At 63.8% G+C, this 18,253-nt stretch carries 15 protein-coding genes; 4 read left to right on the top strand and 11 right to left on the bottom strand.

Annotation, left to right across the window (positions count from 1 at the left end):
- Positions 1-224: 224 nt before the first annotated feature.
- On the bottom strand, positions 225-1,088 hold the full coding sequence (locus VIG32_09000) for a CheR family methyltransferase (GenBank protein ID HEY8298144.1): 864 nt from the start codon (positions 1,086-1,088) through the stop codon (positions 225-227).
- Positions 1,073-6,646, bottom strand: a complete 5,574-nt coding sequence (locus tag VIG32_08995; protein ID HEY8298143.1) for a HAMP domain-containing protein — start codon at positions 6,644-6,646, stop codon at positions 1,073-1,075. The genes VIG32_09000 and VIG32_08995 overlap by 16 nt, the downstream gene beginning before the upstream one ends.
- A 344-nt stretch (positions 6,647-6,990) precedes the next feature.
- On the opposite strand from VIG32_08995, the gene VIG32_08990 reads away from it, so the two are divergent.
- Positions 6,991-8,499 (top strand): SpoIIE family protein phosphatase, encoded by a 1,509-nt coding sequence (locus VIG32_08990; GenBank protein HEY8298142.1) that lies wholly within the window; start codon positions 6,991-6,993, stop codon positions 8,497-8,499.
- A gap of 24 nt (positions 8,500-8,523) precedes the next feature.
- On the opposite strand, the gene VIG32_08985 is transcribed toward VIG32_08990, so the two are convergent.
- The 6 genes from VIG32_08985 to VIG32_08960 all read right to left on the bottom strand — a co-directional run bounded on the left by VIG32_08985 (position 8,524) and on the right by VIG32_08960 (position 12,637).
- Positions 8,524-9,759, bottom strand: a complete 1,236-nt coding sequence (locus tag VIG32_08985) for a beta-ketoacyl-[acyl-carrier-protein] synthase family protein (GenBank protein HEY8298141.1) — start codon at positions 9,757-9,759, stop codon at positions 8,524-8,526.
- Positions 9,752-10,192, bottom strand: a complete 441-nt coding sequence (locus tag VIG32_08980; GenBank protein ID HEY8298140.1) for an SRPBCC family protein — start codon at positions 10,190-10,192, stop codon at positions 9,752-9,754. Before VIG32_08980 ends, VIG32_08985 begins: the two co-directional genes overlap by 8 nt.
- Before the next feature lie 5 nt (positions 10,193-10,197).
- Positions 10,198-11,364, bottom strand: coding sequence for an NAD(P)/FAD-dependent oxidoreductase (locus VIG32_08975; protein ID HEY8298139.1), 1,167 nt, complete (start codon positions 11,362-11,364; stop codon positions 10,198-10,200).
- Positions 11,357-12,022 (bottom strand): methyltransferase domain-containing protein, encoded by a 666-nt coding sequence (locus tag VIG32_08970; protein HEY8298138.1) that lies wholly within the window; start codon positions 12,020-12,022, stop codon positions 11,357-11,359. Before VIG32_08970 ends, VIG32_08975 begins: the two co-directional genes overlap by 8 nt.
- A 15-nt stretch (positions 12,023-12,037) precedes the next feature.
- Positions 12,038-12,280 carry a ferredoxin family protein gene (locus VIG32_08965; protein ID HEY8298137.1) on the bottom strand — a complete coding sequence of 81 codons (243 nt, stop codon included), beginning with the start codon at positions 12,278-12,280 and terminating at the stop codon, positions 12,038-12,040.
- Between the two features lie 93 nt (positions 12,281-12,373).
- Positions 12,374-12,637, bottom strand: a complete 264-nt coding sequence (locus VIG32_08960) for a GlsB/YeaQ/YmgE family stress response membrane protein (protein ID HEY8298136.1) — start codon at positions 12,635-12,637, stop codon at positions 12,374-12,376.
- A gap of 115 nt (positions 12,638-12,752) precedes the next feature.
- Between VIG32_08960 and VIG32_08955 the strand changes: the two genes are divergently transcribed.
- From VIG32_08955 to VIG32_08945, 3 genes are all read left to right on the top strand, one after another.
- Positions 12,753-13,484 carry an SIMPL domain-containing protein gene (locus VIG32_08955; protein ID HEY8298135.1) on the top strand — a complete coding sequence of 244 codons (732 nt, stop codon included), beginning with the start codon at positions 12,753-12,755 and terminating at the stop codon, positions 13,482-13,484.
- A gap of 65 nt (positions 13,485-13,549) precedes the next feature.
- Positions 13,550-15,493 (top strand): ATP-dependent Clp protease ATP-binding subunit, encoded by a 1,944-nt coding sequence (locus tag VIG32_08950; GenBank protein HEY8298134.1) that lies wholly within the window; start codon positions 13,550-13,552, stop codon positions 15,491-15,493.
- 53 nt (positions 15,494-15,546) lie between these two features.
- Positions 15,547-15,699, top strand: coding sequence for a hypothetical protein (locus tag VIG32_08945; GenBank protein HEY8298133.1), 153 nt, complete (start codon positions 15,547-15,549; stop codon positions 15,697-15,699).
- 249 nt (positions 15,700-15,948) lie between these two features.
- Here the strand turns inward: VIG32_08945 and VIG32_08940 are convergent, their stop codons facing one another.
- From VIG32_08940 to truB, 3 genes are read right to left on the bottom strand one after another with little or no spacing between them, the layout of a single operon-like run.
- The gene (locus tag VIG32_08940) at positions 15,949-16,434 is read right to left on the bottom strand and encodes a TlpA disulfide reductase family protein (GenBank protein HEY8298132.1); all 486 of its coding nucleotides are present in this window, start codon (positions 16,432-16,434) and stop codon (positions 15,949-15,951) included.
- Positions 16,435-16,449: 15 nt separating this feature from the next.
- Positions 16,450-17,364 carry a riboflavin biosynthesis protein RibF gene (gene ribF, locus VIG32_08935; protein ID HEY8298131.1) on the bottom strand — a complete coding sequence of 305 codons (915 nt, stop codon included), beginning with the start codon at positions 17,362-17,364 and terminating at the stop codon, positions 16,450-16,452.
- Positions 17,361-18,236 (bottom strand): tRNA pseudouridine(55) synthase TruB, encoded by an 876-nt coding sequence (truB, locus tag VIG32_08930; GenBank protein HEY8298130.1) that lies wholly within the window; start codon positions 18,234-18,236, stop codon positions 17,361-17,363. The genes ribF and truB overlap by 4 nt, the downstream gene beginning before the upstream one ends.
- Positions 18,237-18,253 lie beyond the last annotated feature (17 nt).

Below are 18,253 nucleotides of genomic sequence, written 5' to 3'. Positions count from 1 at the left end.
TGACAAGGCGCGGGTTCTTGCCATGGTGCTTCAAACCGGCTCGTGCTTGGACAGGCACAGCATGACAACGAGGCTTGCGTGGGGGGACGGGTGCGATGCGGCGGGCGTGTGAGGGAGGAGCGGAGCCAGGATGGCGGGAGCGACGACGAGCCGAGCAGCTTTTTCGCACGATGCGAAAAAGCGGGCGTCCCGCCGCATCGCACCCGTTCCCCCACGTAAGCCGGCTAGCGCATGCGGCGATAAATCGGAACGACCTCGTCGATCTTACGAAACGCCCCTTCATGCGGCGTCGAATGCAGCGACTCGGCGCTGCTCAAGCAAAGAAACCCAAGCCGCGCGAGGCTCTGCAAAAACAAGTTGTGCACGCGATATTGCAGGCTTTTGCTGTGCTGCGGTAACACGCCGCGCGCAACGATGGCGTGAAATTCGTTAAGCGAAGCATCGGTTGCCAAACTGTGCTGCGCGAAGATCATGTTCTTCTTCAGCGTCTCGCTGAAGCTGACCGCGCCGTTGGAATAGGAGCAAATCGACGCGAGCGGCATGGTGCCTCCGCCGGCGCTGTAATCGTTGCCCAGAGCCTCGAAGGAGTCGATCTCGTAGACACCCTCGCGTGCCTGCGCGAGCGCGAGATCGCTGAGATCCGTCGCATAGATCATGCAGCGCTCCAGCAGACCGGCCTCGAGCAGAATCGCCGCGACCGTGTAGACGTCCTCGCCCGTCGAACACGCCGGGAACCAGAGGCGCACGAAGGAATAGGTGCGCAGCAGCGGCACGACCTTCGTGCGAAACGCGGCGAAATACTCGGACGGCCGAAAGAGCCGATTCGACGTGCCCGACATCGCGAGCACGAACCGGCGCAACGCCTCGGGTTCGTGAAGCATTCGCTCCTGCAGCCCCGAGATCGTCGCCACGCCTTCGGCACGGATGCGTTCGGAGACGCGCCGCTTGAGCGTCGCCGGCGCGTACTCGCGAAAATCGTATCCCGCCCAGCGGACAACCGCCTCCAGCAGCAGCGAGAGTTCGACCGTTGCCAACTCGTCGCCGCGATCGGAGAGTTGCGGTTGATCCTCGCTTATCGCGTCAACCATGCACGCAACAACGAAATCAGCTGATCGAGATCGACCGGCTTGCTGATGTATTCCGAGGCACCGGCGGCGATGCAGCTCTCGCGATCGCCTTTCATCGCCTTCGCGGTCAGCGCGATGATCGGCAGATCCCGAAACTGGGGATTGGCCCGGATCCGCCGGATCGTCTCGTAGCCGTCCATATCCGGCATCATGATATCCATCAATACGATGCTGATATCGGGCGTCTTCATCAGGAGGTCGATGCCCTCTTGGCCGCTCTCCGCGCTCAATACGTCGAGGTGATGCGAATCGAGCGCGCTGCCCAAGGCGAAGATGTTTCGCGAGTCGTCGTCGACGATGAGCACTTTCTTGCCTTCGAGCGATGCGGCGCCCAGCGGCGGAATGTCGACCGTGCGTTTCGCAGCGGGAAGACGCGATTCGACTTGGTGAAGGAAGAATCGGGTCTCGTCGAGCAGCCGCTCGGGCGACATCGCGTCCTTCACGATGACGGCCTCGCTGAGCTTGGCAAGTTTTGCCTCTTCCTGGCGGCTAAGATCGCGGCCCGTGTAGACGATGATCGGCGTGCGCGCGTGATCGGGAAGTTCGCGGATGCGGCCGATCAACTCATCGCCGCTCAGATCGGGAAGACCGAGATCCATAACGATGCAGTCGAAGTGCGTCGTGGCGAGCGACTCTAACGCTTCCTGCGCGGTTCGTACGGCGGTGACCGCGATTTCGCCGCTCCCGATCAAATTGACCATCGCGTTGAGCTGCGTGAGATCGTCTTCGATCACGAGCAGATTGCGCGTACGGCGCTCGGCGAAACCGAGCAGGTTGTCGAACGTCTCCGTGAGCGTTTCTTCGGTTACCGGTTTTTTGAGATGAGCGATCGCTCCGGAGTCGAGCGCGCGCTGCCACTGCTCCTCACCGGAGATCACGTGCACCGGGATGGTCCCGGTGTTCGGGTCGGCTTTGAGGTCGGCGAGCAGTTTCCAGCCGTCGGTATCGGGCAGACCGATGTCGAGCGTGATGGCGTCGGGCAGGTAACGCCGCGCGAGTGCGAGGCCGTCGGCGCCGCTAAGAGCGACGATTCCCCGGAATCCGCGGTCGCGCGCGAGACCGAGCAAGATCCGCGCAAAGATCGCGTCGTCTTCGATGATGAGGAGCACGCGATCGGCGGCCTCGATGGTGTCGCGGTCGTCGTTGATCTCGGCGAGCGACGGCGGAACGTACGTATCGAACTCCGCCGGTTCCTCGAAACGCGGCACTTCGCGCGGGCTCTCGGTCATCGCCGTTACCGGACGCGCTACGGCCGAGAGGTTGCGAGTCAGCGGGTGGTAGAGCGTAAACGTGCTGCCGGCTCCGAGCGTACTCTCGACGCCGATCTCGCCGCCCAAGAGTCCGGCGATCTCGCGACTGATCGCGAGTCCCAGGCCGGTGCCGCCGAACTTGCGCGACGTCCCCATATCGGCTTGCTGGAATGCCTCGAAGATGACGTTGAACTTATCGGGCGGGATGCCGATGCCCGTGTCGGTCACCGAGAAGCCGACCACGGGACCGTGCAGGTTGGGGAACTTGTGATCCTTGATTAACGTCAACTCGAGCGTAACCGAGCCGTTGGTCGTGAACTTGAACGCGTTGGATAGAAGGTTCTTGAGGATTTGCTGCAGGCGCGTCGGGTCGGTAAGCAATTCCTTCGGCACGCCCTCACCGTGTTTGATGACGAACTCCAGGCCCTTGTCCTTCGCGATTTGGTCGAACGTGCGAACCATGTCGTCTTCGATTGCGGCAAATGGAATCTGTTGCAGATCGATCGACGTGGTGCCCGACTCGATCTTCGAAAGATCCAGGATGTCGTTGATAAGCGTGAGCAGATCCGATCCGGCCGCGCGGATGGTTCGCGCGAACTCGATCTGCTTGGGCATCATGTTCCCCTGCGGATTATCGGCCAATTGTTTGGAGAGAATCAGCAGGCTGTTGAGCGGCGTGCGCAGCTCGTGGGACATATTGGCGAGAAACTGCGACTTGTATTTTGAGGTCAGCGCGAGCTGCTCGGCCTTCTTCTCGAGTTCTTGACGCGCTTCGTCGATCTCGCGCGTGCGGCGCTCGATCTCGTCGTTTCGCTCCTGCAGCAAACGGGCTTTGTCCTCGAGTTCGTCGTTGGTCTGCTGCAGTTCCATCTGCTGGCTCTGCAGTTCGGTCGTGAGCGATTGCGATTGTTTGAGCAGTTCCTCCGTACGCATCGACGCGCCGATCGTGTTGAGGATGACGCCGATCGATTCGGTGAGTTGTTCGAAGAATTGCAGCTGCGTGTCGGTAAAGTTGTCGAGCGACGCCAGCTCGATAACGGCCTTCACGTCGCCTTCGAAGAGCACGGGGAGAACGATGAGCGACATCGGCTTGGCTTCGCCGAGTCCCGAACTCACCGTGATGTAGTCGCCGGGAACCTCGGTGAGCAGCACGCGCTGGCCCTCGAGCAGCACCTGTCCGACGAGTCCCTCGCCCTCGCGAATCATGCGCAGGGCGTTCTTCTTCTTACTGAGCGCGTAGCTCGCGATCAGACGCAGAACCTGCTGGTCGCCCGTCGGTTCGCTGAGATAGAAGGCGCCGGTATGCGCGTTGACCAGCGGCGCGATCTCCGACATGATCAGGCGGCTCACGGTCTTGATGTCGCGCTGCCCCTGCAGCATCGCCGTGAAGCGCGCGAGGTTGGTCTTGAGCCAGTCCTGCTCGGTATTCTTGCTCGTCGTGTCGCGCAGGTTTTGGATCATCTCGTTGACGTTGCGCGTCAGCTCGGCGACTTCGCCGCGAACCTCGGCTTCGATCGTTCGCGAGAGATCGCCCTTGGTGACGGCGGTCGCGACTTCGCCGATCGCGCGAATCTGCGAGGTCAACTGTGCGGCGAGCTGGTTGACCGAGTCCGTTAAGTCGCGCCATAATCCGGCCGCGCCCGGCACTTGAGCCTGGCCACCCAGCTTACCCTCGAAGCCGACTTCGCGCGCGACCTTGGTAACCTCGTCGGCGAACGTTGCGAGCGTATCGATCATGAAGTTGATCGTGTCGGCGAGTTGGGCGATCTCGCCCTTGGCCTCGAGCGTCAGCTTGCGCTTCAAGTCGCCGTTGGCGACGCCGGTGACGACCTGCGCGATGCCGCGCACTTGGCTCGTCAGGTTGGAGGCCATCGAGTTGACGTTATCGGTAAGATCTTTCCACGTACCCGAAACGCCGGCGACTTGTGCCTGGCCGCCGAGCTTGCCTTCGGAACCGACTTCGCGCGCGACGCGCGTCACTTCGGAAGCAAACGCGTTGAGCTGGTCGACCATCGTATTGATCGTGTCTTTGAGATCGAGAATCTCGCCGCGCACGTCGACGGTGATCTTCTTGGAAAGGTCGCCGTTGGCCACGGCGGTCGTCACCTTCGCGATGTTGCGGACCTGCGAGGTAAGGTTCGAGGCCATCGTGTTGACGGAGTCGGTCAGATCCTTCCACGTGCCGCCGACGCCGCGCACGAACGCTTGGCCGCCGAGTTTACCCTCGGAGCCGACTTCGCGTGCGACGCGCGTCACTTCGGAGGCGAACGCGTTGAGCTGGTCGACCATCGTGTTGATCGTGTTCTTGAGTTCGAGAATCTCGCCGCGCACGTCGACCGTGATCTTCTTGCTCAAGTCGCCGTTGGCAACGGCAGTAGTGACGTTTGCGATGTTGCGGACTTGGCTCGTGAGATTCGACGCCATCGAGTTGACGTTATCGGTGAGATCCTTCCACGTACCCGAGACGCCGGCGACCTGCGCCTGGCCGCCGAGTTTGCCTTCGGAGCCGACTTCGCGCGCGACGCGCGTCACTTCGGAGGCGAACGCGTTGAGCTGGTCGACCATCGTGTTGATCGTATCTTTGAGATCGAGAATCTCGCCGCGAACGTCGACCGTGATCTTCTTGGAGAGGTCGCCTTTGGCAACGGCCGTCGTCACGTCGGCGATGTTACGCACCTGATTGGTCAGGTTCGAAGCCATGAAGTTGACGGAGTCGGTCAGGTCTTTCCACGTGCCGCTGACGCCGGGAACCTGGGCTTGCCCGCCGAGTTTGCCTTCGGAGCCGACCTCGCGGGCGACGCGCGTTACTTCGCCCGCGAACGAATTGAGCTGATCGACCATCGTGTTGATCGTGTTCTTGAGTTCGAGGATCTCGCCGCGAACGTCGACGGTAATCTTACGCGAGAGATCGCCCTTCGCGACCGCCGTCGTCACGTCGGCGATGTTACGCACCTGATTGGTCAAGTTCGAGGCCATCGTGTTAACCGAGTCGGTCAAATCTTTCCACGTACCGGCCACACCTTGCACGTCGGCCTGACCGCCGAGCTTGCCTTCGGAACCGACCTCGCGCGCGACGCGCGTCACTTCGCCCGCGAACGCGTTGAGCTGATCGACCATCGTGTTGATCGTGTTCTTGAGTTCGAGAATCTCGCCGCGAACGTTGACCGTGATCTTCTTCGAGAGATCGCCTTTGGCAACGGCCGTCGTCACGTCGGCGATGTTGCGGACCTGTGAGGTAAGATTCGAGGCCATGAAGTTCACGGACTCGGTGAGATCTTTCCACGTGCCGCTGACGCCGGCGACCTGCGCTTGGCCGCCGAGAATGCCTTCGGAACCGACCTCGCGCGCGACGCGCGTCACCTCGCCCGCGAACGAATTGAGCTGATCGACCATGGTGTTGATCGTGTTCTTGAGTTCGAGAATCTCACCGCGAACGTCGACCGTGATCTTCTTCGAGAGATCGCCGCGGGCGACGGCGGTCGTCACGTCGGCGATGTTGCGAACCTGCGAGGTCAGGTTCGTCGCCATCGTGTTGACCGAGTCGGTCAAGTCTTTCCAAGTGCCCGAGACGCCGGTCACCTCGGCCTGTCCGCCGAGTTTTCCCTCGGAACCGACTTCACGCGCGACGCGCGTCACTTCGCCGGCAAACGAGTTGAGCTGGTCGACCATCGTGTTGATGGTGCCCTTGAGCTCGAGAATCTCGCCGCGGGCATCGACCGTGATCTTACGTGAGAGATCGCCTTTGGCAACGGCGGTGGTAACGTCGGCGATGTTGCGAACCTGGTTCGTGAGGTTACCGGCCATCGTGTTAACGGAGTCGGTCAGGTCTTTCCAGGTTCCCGCGACGCCCTTCACTCGCGCTTGTCCGCCGAGTTTGCCTTCGGAGCCGACCTCGCGCGCGACGCGAGTGACCTCCGATGCGAAGGCGTTGAGCTGAACGACCATCGTGTTGATGATGCGGCTCGACCGCAGGAACTCGCCCCGCAGGGGCCGTCCTTCGATATCGAGCGCCATGCGCTGCGAGAGATCGCCCTGTGCGACGGCGCCCAGCACGCGATTGGTCTCGGCCATCGGCGCCGTCAGATCGTCGATGAGCGTATTGTAGGATTCGATATATTCGAGCCAGCCGCCGCTCATGTTAGCGACCGAGGCACGCTGCGAGATACGCCCGTCGCGTCCCACGACGGTACTGACGCGCTTGAAGTCCTTTGAGAGCCGCGCGTTGAGTTCGATACATTCGTTGAACGCCTGCGCGATCTCGGAGGCCATGCCGCCCCCGTCCGCCGACAAGCGGGTTGAAAAGTCGCCTTTTCGGAAGGCTCGCAGCGCTGCGAGAAGTTGTCGCTGGTCGGAAGCATTCGGCGCTTCCGTGCGCGAACGTTTGCCGTTCGTGGGGGATTTTTTGGCAGCGGCCGCAGTCGGCATGAAGTTCGGCTCCATGGGCAGGTGCGCAACGCGCCTAACGAGGAGCAGCGCTCCGTATAGGCGTAGCGTTATCGTTTCCGTCAGTATGCGCGGCCAAACCGATTTGGGCCTGGCAGGTTTAGCAAGCGGGTGCCCCCGGGAAAGGGGCAACATGACCCCGGGCTTTGCCCGTGCTTGAACCCGGCGCGATGCGACGAGTTGAAGCACTCGACATCCTTGCAGAAGCGAGCGGCCTTCTCGCGTCTTCCTTCGAGCTCGAAGCGACGCTCCCGCAGGTCGCCGAGCTTTGCATTCGCGAGCTGGCGGACTACTGCAGCATCGTCACGAGCGGCCCCGGCGGCACGCCCGCAATCGCGGAGGCGGCGCGCGATGCGAAGTGGCGCAGCCGTTCGGGAACTGCGGCTTCTCCGGAGGCGCTAAAAAAGCGAGGTTTGCGAACCGTCATCGCCGTTCCGCTCGGCGGACGGGATGCAGTTCACGGCACGTTCGTACTCGCCGCCCAAGAGGGCGGCGCTTTCAATGCCGAAACCGAGAAGCTCGCGACGGTGCTGGCGGTACTCGTGGTCAACGCACTCGAGCAGGCGGCGCTCTTCGCGCGTACGTACCGCGTGGCCGATCGGCTCCAGCGCGCGCTTCTGCCGGAGAGCTTTCCGCGCGTCGAGGGTGCGACGCTGTACGGCGCGTATCGGCCCGCGAGCGACGAATCGGAGGTCGGCGGCGATTGGTACGACGCGTTTACGCTTCCCGACGGACGGGTCGCACTCTCGCTGGGCGACGTCGCGGGGCACGGACTCGAAGCCGCTACGATCATGGGCGAGATCCGGCAGGCGATGCGGTCGGTTGCAGTCGGTGATTTCACGCCCGCCGGCGTGCTCGAACATATCAACGGCGTCACCAATCTGCGCGCCTCGATCGGCATGGTTACCGCGATCTTCGGATACTACGACCCCGCCACGCGCGGTCTCACGTATGCCGCAGCCGGCCATCCTTCGCCGATCGTTACCGTCGCCGACGGCGTGAGCGCCTTTTTGCCCGGCGGCGGCGTTCCGCTCGGCGTCGAGCCATCGATCGATGCGACCGACTGGCGGGTCACGCTGCCGCCGGGCTCGCAAGTGATTTTCTATACCGACGGTCTCACCGAGTACGACCGCGACGTCGTTCTCGGCGAAGCGTTGCTGCTCAAAGCTGCGGCCCGTCACGACGTTCGCTCGGCCGCCAACCCGGCCGAAGGATTGCAAAATGCAATCTTTTCCAAAACGACCAACCGCGACGACGCCGCCGCCCTCACCTTGCACTGCGCTGAAGGCACGGTTCACGAACTGCTGAGCTTCTCCGCGATTCCGCTGGTCGCACCGCTGGTCCGCTCGGCGATGAATCAAATCGCCGACAGTTGCAATCTCAATGAAGAACGCCGCTTCGCACTGCTGCTGGGAACCGGCGAAGCGATTGCCAACGCCGTCGAGCACGCCTACCGCGGCAACCCCCGCGGCGAGATTACCGTCCGCACGCAGATCACTCCGACGACGGTCACGGTCGAGATCGAAGACCAGGGCCGCTGGCGCCCGTTCGTCCAACGCGAAGAGCGCGGTCGCGGTATTTCGCTCATGCACAAGCTCATGGACGGGGTTCGGATAACCTCAACGCAGACCAGCACGGTCGTGACCTTAACGCTCGCGCGTCACGCCGTTTCAGCCTGACGCTTCCCGCGCGCAGGCCACACGTTACTCCGTTGCGGCGAGCACCAAGGCGGCGTTGATCCCGCCGAAACCCGACGAGTTTGAGAGCACGATTCGCGGATGCAGTTCCCGCGCGTCGCGTTCGATATCGAGCGCGCAGGCTTCGTCGCGATCGAACAAGTTGACCGCCCCCGGAACGTACGCCGCTCGCATGCTCATGGCCGACAACCCGATCTCCCACGCGCCGGTCGCGCCGAGCGCGTGTCCGTGCTGCCCTTTCGTCGCGCTGACCGGAATGCTCGGCGTGCGATCGCCGAAGACGCGTTCGAAGGCCAGCGCCTCGGCGCCGTCGCCGACTTTGGTCGACGAGCCGTGCGCGTTGATCAGATCGACCGCTCCGGCATCGAGCCGCGCCTCGCGCAACGCGCGCAGCATCGCCGATGCCGTCTCCGAACCGTCGGGGCGCGGCGCCGACATGTGATGCGCGTCGTTCGTGATACCGTAACCGACGATCTCGCAGTAGACGGGTGCTCCGCGACGGACCGCATCGTCGTAGCGCTCGAGGACCAGCATGCCCGCGCCCTCCGCCATCACGAATCCGTCGCGATCGCGATCGAAGGGCCGGCTCGCCGTCGCCGGATCGCCGTTGCGCGTCGACATCGCGCGCACGACCGCGAACGCCCCGAAGGTCAGCGGCGCGAGCGGCGCTTCGATTCCGCCGGCGAGCGCGGCACGCACGTCGCCGCGCGCGATGGCACGAAACGCTTCCCCGATGGCGACCGCGCCCGACGCGCACGAATTGGCGTTCGAGAGACTCGGTCCGCGGCAATCGAACTCAAGCGCGATGTTGCTGGTCACGGCGCCGCCGAAAACCGAGATCGTCAAGAGCGGGCGCACGGCATCGAGGCCGCGCGCTGCAAAGACGCCGATCTGCTCCTCGGCAAAGGCAAGACCGCCCAGCGCCGAACCCGTGTAGACGCCGACGTCCGCCCCCGCGGCGCCCGTCGCGAACCCCGCATCGTCTACCGCAAGCCGGGCGGCGGCCATTCCGAGCTGCGAAAAGCGATCGGTCCAGTGAACGCGCCGGCGAGCCATGAAATCGTTCGGGTCGAAATCGTCGATCGCCGCCGCCAATCGCGAGGGAAACGCGCTCGCATCGAAACGATCGATCGGTGCGATCGCAACCCGTCGCGCGCAGAGGTTGCGCCAAAACGCATCCTTGCCGATCCCGAGCGGCGTAACCAGGCCGATGCCGGTGATGACGACGCGATGTTCAGTCATTCGCCGCCTCGGCGAGAACTTTCATGCGCGCCAGCGTCTTTGCGGCAATGTCGTGGATAAAGAAATCGCCGGCCACGTGTTTGGCTAGCCATCGGCTCGCAATTGGAGATGCGAAGCGCACGTCGTGGTCGATCGTCACCAGCGTTTGGGCGCCCCGCGGCTCGAACCGCCAGAGCACGTTCATCCCGCGCGTCCACCCGGTAAGGTGCCGGAAGGCGATCGTTCGGGCGACGGGATCGTTACGCTGCTCGGCGGTCCAGCGCACGGGTATGAATCCGCGCGAAGCGGCCATATCGATAACTTGGCGTTCGCCGTCGCGTTCGAGAACGCGCACGAAGCGGTAGTGGGGAAGGATCGCAGCCCAGTCTTGCGTCGCGCTCGCGAGGCGATAGATCGTTTCGGGCGACGCGGAGATCAGGATCGCATCGCGCATGACGCTCATGCGAGCAGCCGTACGAGCATCGCGGGCGAATAAGCCCGGGCCGCCGGCACGCGGCCGGCGACCGCATCCATGAGCGCCGGTCCGAGATCGGGCGCGCGCGCGAGGTTTCGCGCGGCGCGGCGCGCGAGCGCCGGAATCGTCATGACCGTCTTAACCACTCGTGCGAGACGCCGGCGGGCGGCCGTTTCGCGACGCGTCTGCGATTGATAGCGCGCGAACGCGCGCCGTTCGTCGACGCCGTCGCGGCGCACCGCAACGATCGCATCGGCGGCGCGGCGCGCGCCCGAGAGCGCGAGGAACACACCCTGACCGGTGAACGGATCGACGAACTCTCCCGCGTCGCCGCACAGCAGAACGTGGCGGCCGATCAGCCGGCGCGCGCGGTGCGCGAGCGGTCCGATCGCAACCCGTTTGCCGACTTGAACCAGCCCGTCGAATCGTCGACGCTGTCCGCTTAAACGATGGGCGGCTTCGCGCAGGCGCGCGTCGATGTCGCCGCGCCACGTCGAAAGTTCGCTCGCGTCAACGACGACCATGATGTTCGCGCGATCGATTCCGAGCGGATTGACGGCGAAGTAATTTCCGCGATCGACGTACATCTCCACGAACCCGTCGAGTCCCGTGAATCCGCCGAAGTGCCCGCCGATGGCGAAACGCTCGCGACCGCGCGACGGTGCGAGCAAGCCGCATTTGCGCGCGACGATCGATTCCATGCCGTCGGCACCGACGGCCAATCGCCCGGCCACCTCGATCGGCTCGCCTTCGATATTGCGGAAGCGCACGCGCACGCCTTCGGCGGTGCATGCAACGTCCTCGACCCGGCCGCGCAGCAGCGTCGCGCCGGCTTCGAGCGCCGCGTCGAGCAATCGCGCGTCGAGATCGCTGCGCGGCAATCCGCGTGCCGGTACTCGCAACGGCAGCTCGGCGGTTAGACCCAGCCCAAAAAGCCGAATCCCTGCAATCGGCGCGCCGTCGGCATAACTGCGCTGCAGTCCCAACGCATCGAGTTCGGCGAGCGCGCCCAGATTCAGATACTCTCCGCAGACTTTCGTTCGCGGGAACGCCGAACGCTCGACGATCGCGACGTCGAGTCCCGCGCGCGCCAAGCGCAGCGCGCAGGCGCTGCCCGCGGGTCCCGCGCCGACCACGACCGCATCATGCATCGAGCAGCAACATGCGAAAAAACGGTTCGCGGCGGACGACCGGATCGGCCCAACCCGCCGCCCGCGCGAGTGCGATCGCCTCCGCGCACGTATAGGCGCGCCGCGCCGAAAGGGGCGCGTCGTTGCGCGTGAGGCGATTGCTGGAGACGAGCCGGCTAAAGAGCCACGCGCCCGCGAGCGTGGGGGCGGACCGATAGAGATCGGTAACGAGCGCGACGCGCCCGACCCGGCGCAACTCCCGCAGAAATTGCACGGCCGGCTCCGGATCGATATGATGCAGCGTGAGGTTACTCATCGCCACATCGAACGAACGATCCTCGAACGGAAGCGACGTGCCGTCCCCGAGTTCGAAGGTGATCTCCGCGTCGCAGCCGCATCGTTCTCGCGCGATCGCCAGCATCTGCGGGTTGGAATCGAGTACCGTTACGGTGAGCGGGCGCGACTCGCGACGAGCGTCGGCGAGTAACGCGCGAGGGATATCCGCGCTCCCGGTGCCGACATCGAGCACGCGAGCCGGTGCGAGCGCTCGAATCTGCCGGCGAACGGGAGCGGCCCCGCCGAGCCACCGGTTGGCCTTCTCGATATCGCGCAGGCTTTGTTCGAGTTCGCCGCGCGACTCGACCGGACTGTCGATCAGTTCCCGGCCGGTCGCCCGCACGTTATTCCGGTTCGCCTATTTCTTAAAATACTCGGCGTTGATTTCGGTGAAGTTGGTCCACTTCTCCGGAACGTCCGAATCGGCGAAGATCGCCTCGACCGGACATGCCGATACACACGCGCCGCAATCGATGCAAACTTCGGGGTCGATGAAAAGCATTTCATCTTCGTCCTTACCGTGGATGCAGTCAACGGGACAGACATCGACGCACGATTTGTCCTTAGTCCCGATGCACGGTTCGGTGATAACGTAAGCCATGACGACCGATCGACCCCTTTATGCCAGCAAAAAATAAGACGCGCCCGGAGCCTTCCCCGAGCGCGCCAAACCCGCCTGCCAGGTCGTTTGGGCTTAGACTGCCGCGCGTCGCCCGGTAATCATGCGCAGGATGTAGAGCAGAACGATCGCGCCGATTACCGCGCAAATCACGCTCCAGAGATTGAAACCGGTGATTCCGGAGTGACCGAACAGCGAGTAAATGAACCCGCCGATGAAGGCTCCGATGATACCGACGATAATGTCTCCCAGGATGCCGCCGGGGCCCTCGCCGGGCACGACCCATTTCGCGATGATGCCGACGATCAAGCCGAAAATAATGAAGAGTAGAATGCCCATCGAATGTTATCTCCTTCAACCAAGCAGAGTAGCTTAGGGTGATTCTCCCCCAAGTGCCGCCGAGCCAAACAAGCGGGCGGCACGCCGACGAATAGGATTGCGTTACACCACTATGATGCATCGATTTCTTGCCGCCGTCACGCTCGCGCTGCTCGCGGCGGCCACGCCCGCCTTCGCCGCCGGCACGGCACCTTCCGAGATCACCGTGACGGGCCAGGGCACGGTTAGCCAGCCGCCCGATCTCGCGTTCTTGACCGCGACCATCGAGACCAACGACGATCGGGCGCAAACCGCGACCTCGCAGAACCAACGCGATTACGACGCCTTCGTTACGGCGATGAAAGCGCTCGGCATCCCCGAGTCGGATATCAAGACGACCTATCTCAATCTCAACTACAATCGTCCGCCCGAGCCTGCGCCGCGCGGCTCGGCGCCGATGATTCAGCCGCAGCCGTATGCGCCCGTGTACGGTTACGTCGTCAATCGCGGCGTCTCGGTGACGCTGCACGATCCGGCGCTTGCAGGCAAGGCGATCGATGCGGCGGTCGGCGCCCGCGTCTCGAATATCGGCGGCGTTTCGTTCGGTGCCGAACAGACCAAAGGTGCGTACGCGCAAGCGATCCGGCTGGCGGTGGCGGACGCGCAAAGTCAAGCGGCAGCGATGGCCGCCGCCGCGCACCTGCGGATCGTGGGAGTCAAAGCGATGCAGCAAGGGAACCTGCCGCAGCCGCCCGCACCGGTTGCGTTCGCATCGAATGCGGCGGTTTCGCGGCTCGCGACGCGAGTGCCGAGCAGCGACGTACGCGTCTATGCGACCGTAACGATTACCTACGAAGCGAAACCCTAAAGATCCGGCGTACGGCCGAGCCCCGGTACGAAACTGCCGGTGGCCCAATGGGGTAGCATAGGATGATGACGACGACCTGCGAGAGCTGCGGGCAGCGCCCCGCCACCGTCTTCGACGGTACCGGCTCGTTCTGCACGAACTGCGCGGCCAAGCGGCAGGCGACCCGGACGGCCCTGCCATTCCTAGGTGCCGCGCTGACGGCCGCCGCCCTGGTGGCCGGCGGCGCCTTGCTCTACGATCGCATGAAGGACGCGGGCGGCCCGTCTTCGAGCGGTAACCCCCTCGAAGACATCTCGCGCCGCTTCCGTTCGGGAACGCCCACGCTCGCCGGCTTCTCTCGCGACCTGACCGAACTCGCGCGCGACGGAAAACTCGACCCGGTCATCGGACGCGACGACGAGGTCGAGCGGGTCGTTTCGATTCTCGCCCGGCGCAGCAAGAATAACCCCGTGCTCGTAGGCGAGCCCGGCGTTGGGAAAACGGCCATCGTCGAGGGATTGGCGCAGCGCATCGCGGCCGGAAACGTCCCGGAGGTCTTGCGCACGCGACGCGTGCTCGCACTCTCGCTCGGGCCGCTGGTCGCGGGCACCAAATATCGCGGCGAGTTCGAGTCCCGCGTTAAGAAGATTCTCGATGAGGTCCGGCGCGCATCGCGCGACATCATTTTGTTCATCGACGAACTCCACACGCTCGTCGGGGCCGGCGCGGCGGAGGGATCGCTCGATTTAAGTTCGATGATCAAGCCGGAACTGGCTCGCGGCGACTTGCAATGTATCGGCGCGACGACCTTCGATGAATACCGCAAATACATCGAGTCGGACGCAGCGCTCGAGCGCCGCTTTCAGCCCGTAATGGTGGAAGAACCGTCGATCGACGAGACGGTCGGCATTTTGCGGGGACTTCGCTCGCGCTACGCCGCCCATCACAACGTCGAGATCACCGACGCGGCGATCGGCGCGGCCGCAACGCTTTCGGCGCGCTACATCGCCGATCGTTTCTTGCCCGACAAAGCGATCGATTTGATGGACGAGGCGGCCGCCTGCGTGGCGCTGGCAAATAAGGGCGCGATCGCGCATCCGCCGGTAACGGCCGAGCACGTTGCGTCGGTCGTAACGAAGTGGACCGGCATCCCGCAGACGACGCTCTCCGAAACCCAGACCAATCAATTACTCGCGCTCGAAACGACGCTGGGCGCGCGGGTGATCGGTCAAGCGGCGGCGATCGGAGCCGTCAGCGAGGCGATTCGCCGCGCGCGCGCCGGCCTGCACGATCCGCGCAAACCGCTCGGCAGTTTTCTCTTCGTCGGATCGAGCGGCGTCGGCAAAACCGAGCTCGCCAAGGCCCTGGCGGAGGCGCTCTTCGGCAGCGAGGCGGCTCTCGTGCGCATCGATCTCTCGGAGTTTACCGAGGCTCACACCGTCTCGCGGCTGCTCGGGGCGCCGCCGGGATACCAAGGTCACGAAGAAGCCGGGCAGCTTACCGAGCCCGTGCGGCGCCGCCCCTACTGCGTCGTGCTGTTCGACGAACTCGAAAAAGCGCACCCGGACGTGGCCGCGATTCTGCTCCAGATTCTCGACGACGGCCGCGTTACCGACGCCAAGGGCCGCACGGTCGATTTTCGCCACGCGCTCATCATCATGACGAGCAACCTCGCAGACGACGAACTCGCCGACGCGTTTCGTAACGAGTTTCTCAATCGCATCGACGAGACCGTGCGCTTTAACGATCTCGCAATCGATTCGATCGAGCGCATCGTCGCAATACACGTGGAGAGCCTCGCGGGCCGTTTGGGAGCGCGTCAAGTTACGCTCGAACTCTCGGAGGACGCGCGCAGCTTTCTCGCTCGCGAGGCGATGGCAGCCGGCAGCGGCGCGCGGCACGTGCAGCGCACCGTGGCACGGCACGTCAGCACGCCCCTCTCGACGGCGATCTTACGGGGCGATATCCGCGCCGGCAGCGCAGCCTCGGTCACGCTGGAGGGTGCATCGCTCGTTGTACGGGCGGCATGACTTTCATGGAACTTTTAGGACGCATGCTCGGAAGAAAGGGTATACTCTCCATCATGCCTCGCTATATGGTCCCCCCGGCGATGCTCGTGTTCGCGTTAGTCCTCGTTTTGGGGATTCTCTACGCGCTGCCCACGCCGGCGTCGGCCGCCCACGCCTCAGGCCTCCATCTCGAAGCGCTCCTGCGCCTGCTCTCGGGTCGCGCCTAAGCAGGATTCGGGCTCGTGCTTCGACAGGCTCAGCATGACAAACAACAACGACCGCCTCCTGTCATCCTGAGCTTGTCGAAGGACCCCTGTCATCCTGAGCTTGTCGAAGGACGACGCGCCTGTTGTCATCCTGAGCTTGTCGAAGGACGAAGCGCCGAAACAACCTCATGCTTCGACAGGCTCAGCATGACAAACAGACTGACTTCCGCGCGAATCCGTGGCGTTCGGCCTGTCGGCCGAGCCGCACGATTATAAAATGGTACGGATGGCGGCGTCGATTTCGGTGTGGGTCATCTCGCCGACTCGGATCTTTTGTATCGTTCCGTCGCGAGCGATGAAGACGTGCACGGGCAGGCCGTTGATCGCGTATTGCGTCTGCAGCAGGCCTGAATCGACGATCGTGGGGTAGACCAATCCGTATTTCTTCGCAAACCCGGCGGTCTTTGCGCGACCCTCGAGTTCGTCGATGCCGACGACGGCCAGGCCTCTCGATGCGTAGCGCTTTTGAAGTGCGTTAATGTCGGGCGCTTCGGCATTGCACGGCGTACACCACGAGGCAAAAAAATTGAGATAGACCGCTTTGCCCCGTAACGACGAGAGCTCGAGCGTTTGGCCGGCCGAGGTCGGCATCGTCCAATCGGGTGCGCGCGCTCCGACCCGCGCAACCGTAGCGGGCTTACTGCAGGCAGTCAGCGCCGCCAAGCACAGCGCCGCGATCGCCGAAGGTTTGTTCATGTATCTGCTTTCCCTTTAGCCGTACGACGGGTACGCGATCGCGCGCGTGTCCCGTTGCATCTGTTCGAGCAATTCGTCCGCGTTCTCGTATTTCCGCTGCTCGCGAACGAACCGTAACTCTCGTACGCTCAACTCGTGTCCGTAGATGCTTTCGTGAAAATCCCGCATCCACACTTCGATCGTGCGGTCGCCCTCGCCGAAGGTCGGATTGGTTCCGATCGACGCGAGCGCCGCATAATCGCGGCCGTCGTGCCGCGCGAGCGCCGCGTAGACGCCGTCCTTGGGCAAGAGTTTGCGGGGCAGTTCGAGGTTTGCGGTGGGAAAACCGAGGTCGTGCCCGCGCCCCGCACCTAGCACGACGCGGCCGCGCAATTCGTAGCTGTGTCCGAGCAGCCGATCCGCGGTTTCGAGGTTGCCGGCGGCGATCTCCGCACGTATTCGCGTGCTCGAGATCCGCTCGCCCTCATCCAAACTATTCACGACCGGTGCGAAAGCGACGCCGTACTCGTCGAAGATGCGCCGCATAAGCGTCGTGTCTCCCGTGCGTTTGCGACCGAATCGAAACGTCGAACCGACGACGACGCCGCGCACCCCGAGCTCGCCGATCAAGGTGTCGCGCAAGAAATGTTCGGCCGATTGCGAGGCGACCGATGCATCGAACGGCACGAAGAAACATTCGTCGAATCCGGCGCGCGCGAGCAGATCGATGCGCTCTTCGGGCGTCGAGAGCAGCGGCGGCTCCGCTCCCGGCCGCAGAAACGATGCGGGGTGATTGGCGAAGGTAACGACGCCGGTCTGCCAGCCCGGCTTGCGCAGCCGCGCGACCGTTTTGGCCAGATCTCCATGCCCGCGATGAAATCCATCGAAGAACCCGATCGCAACCACGAGCGGCGTTTTCACTTCGCGCACCAGTGCGTGATGCAGCTTCATACAAAGACCTTGCGCGGCGAGAGCAGCGCGCCGTGCGTTTCGCCGACGCCCACGAGCGTGCGCGACTCGTCGCGCACGAAAACGTGTTTGGCCGCCGCTCCGTCCGGCAGCGGCACGACGCGACCCGCGCGAAAGTCCGCCGAATGACGCAAATCCAGCACGATGGTTGGAAACGGAATGATGTGCTCGGGCGCGATGAGCGCCTCTCGCGGAGCGTCGGCGATCTCGTCGATCGTGCGCGCTTCGTAGAGCACGAACGGACCGGAGGCTTCGCGCACGAGCGAGCCCATGTGAGCCGGCAGCCCGAGTGAAGCGCCCACGTCCTCGCAGAGCGTTCGCACGTACGTGCCCTCGCTGCACGCAACGCGCAGACGGGCGGTCGCGGAGCCTTCGACGCCGAGCAGCGTGATCGCGTAGATCGTGACGTCGCGAGGCTTGCGTTCGACCTCTTTGCCTTCGCGCGCCAATTCGTACAGACGCTTGCCCTCGTGATGAACCGCGCTATACATTGGCGGAATCTGCGCGATCTTGCCTAAGAAACGCGCGAGCGTCTCGCGTATGCGGCGTTCGAAGTCGCGCGGCACCTCGGCCGTCGCGATCGTTTCGCCGAGCGCGTCGCCGGTGGTCGTGGAGCGCCCCAGCACGAGCGTGCAAACGTAGGCCTTACGTTGATCCGTCAGGAGCGGAATCAAACGCGTAGCCTTGCCTACGGCGATCGGAAGAACTCCGGCGGCCTGCGGATCGAGCGTACCGAGATGGCCGACACCGATCTTGCGATCCCGCGAGTACAGTCCGTAAATCCGGCGCAGCCGCGCGACGACCTGTGCCGACGTGGGGCCCGCAGGTTTGAAGACGTTGACGAACCCGAGCATCGCGTTTAGGTGAGCGT

The organism is Candidatus Baltobacteraceae bacterium, assembly GCA_036559195.1.
GTDB lineage: Bacteria > Vulcanimicrobiota > Vulcanimicrobiia > Vulcanimicrobiales > Vulcanimicrobiaceae > JALYTZ01.
This window is presented reverse-complemented; position numbering and strand designations above follow the sequence as displayed.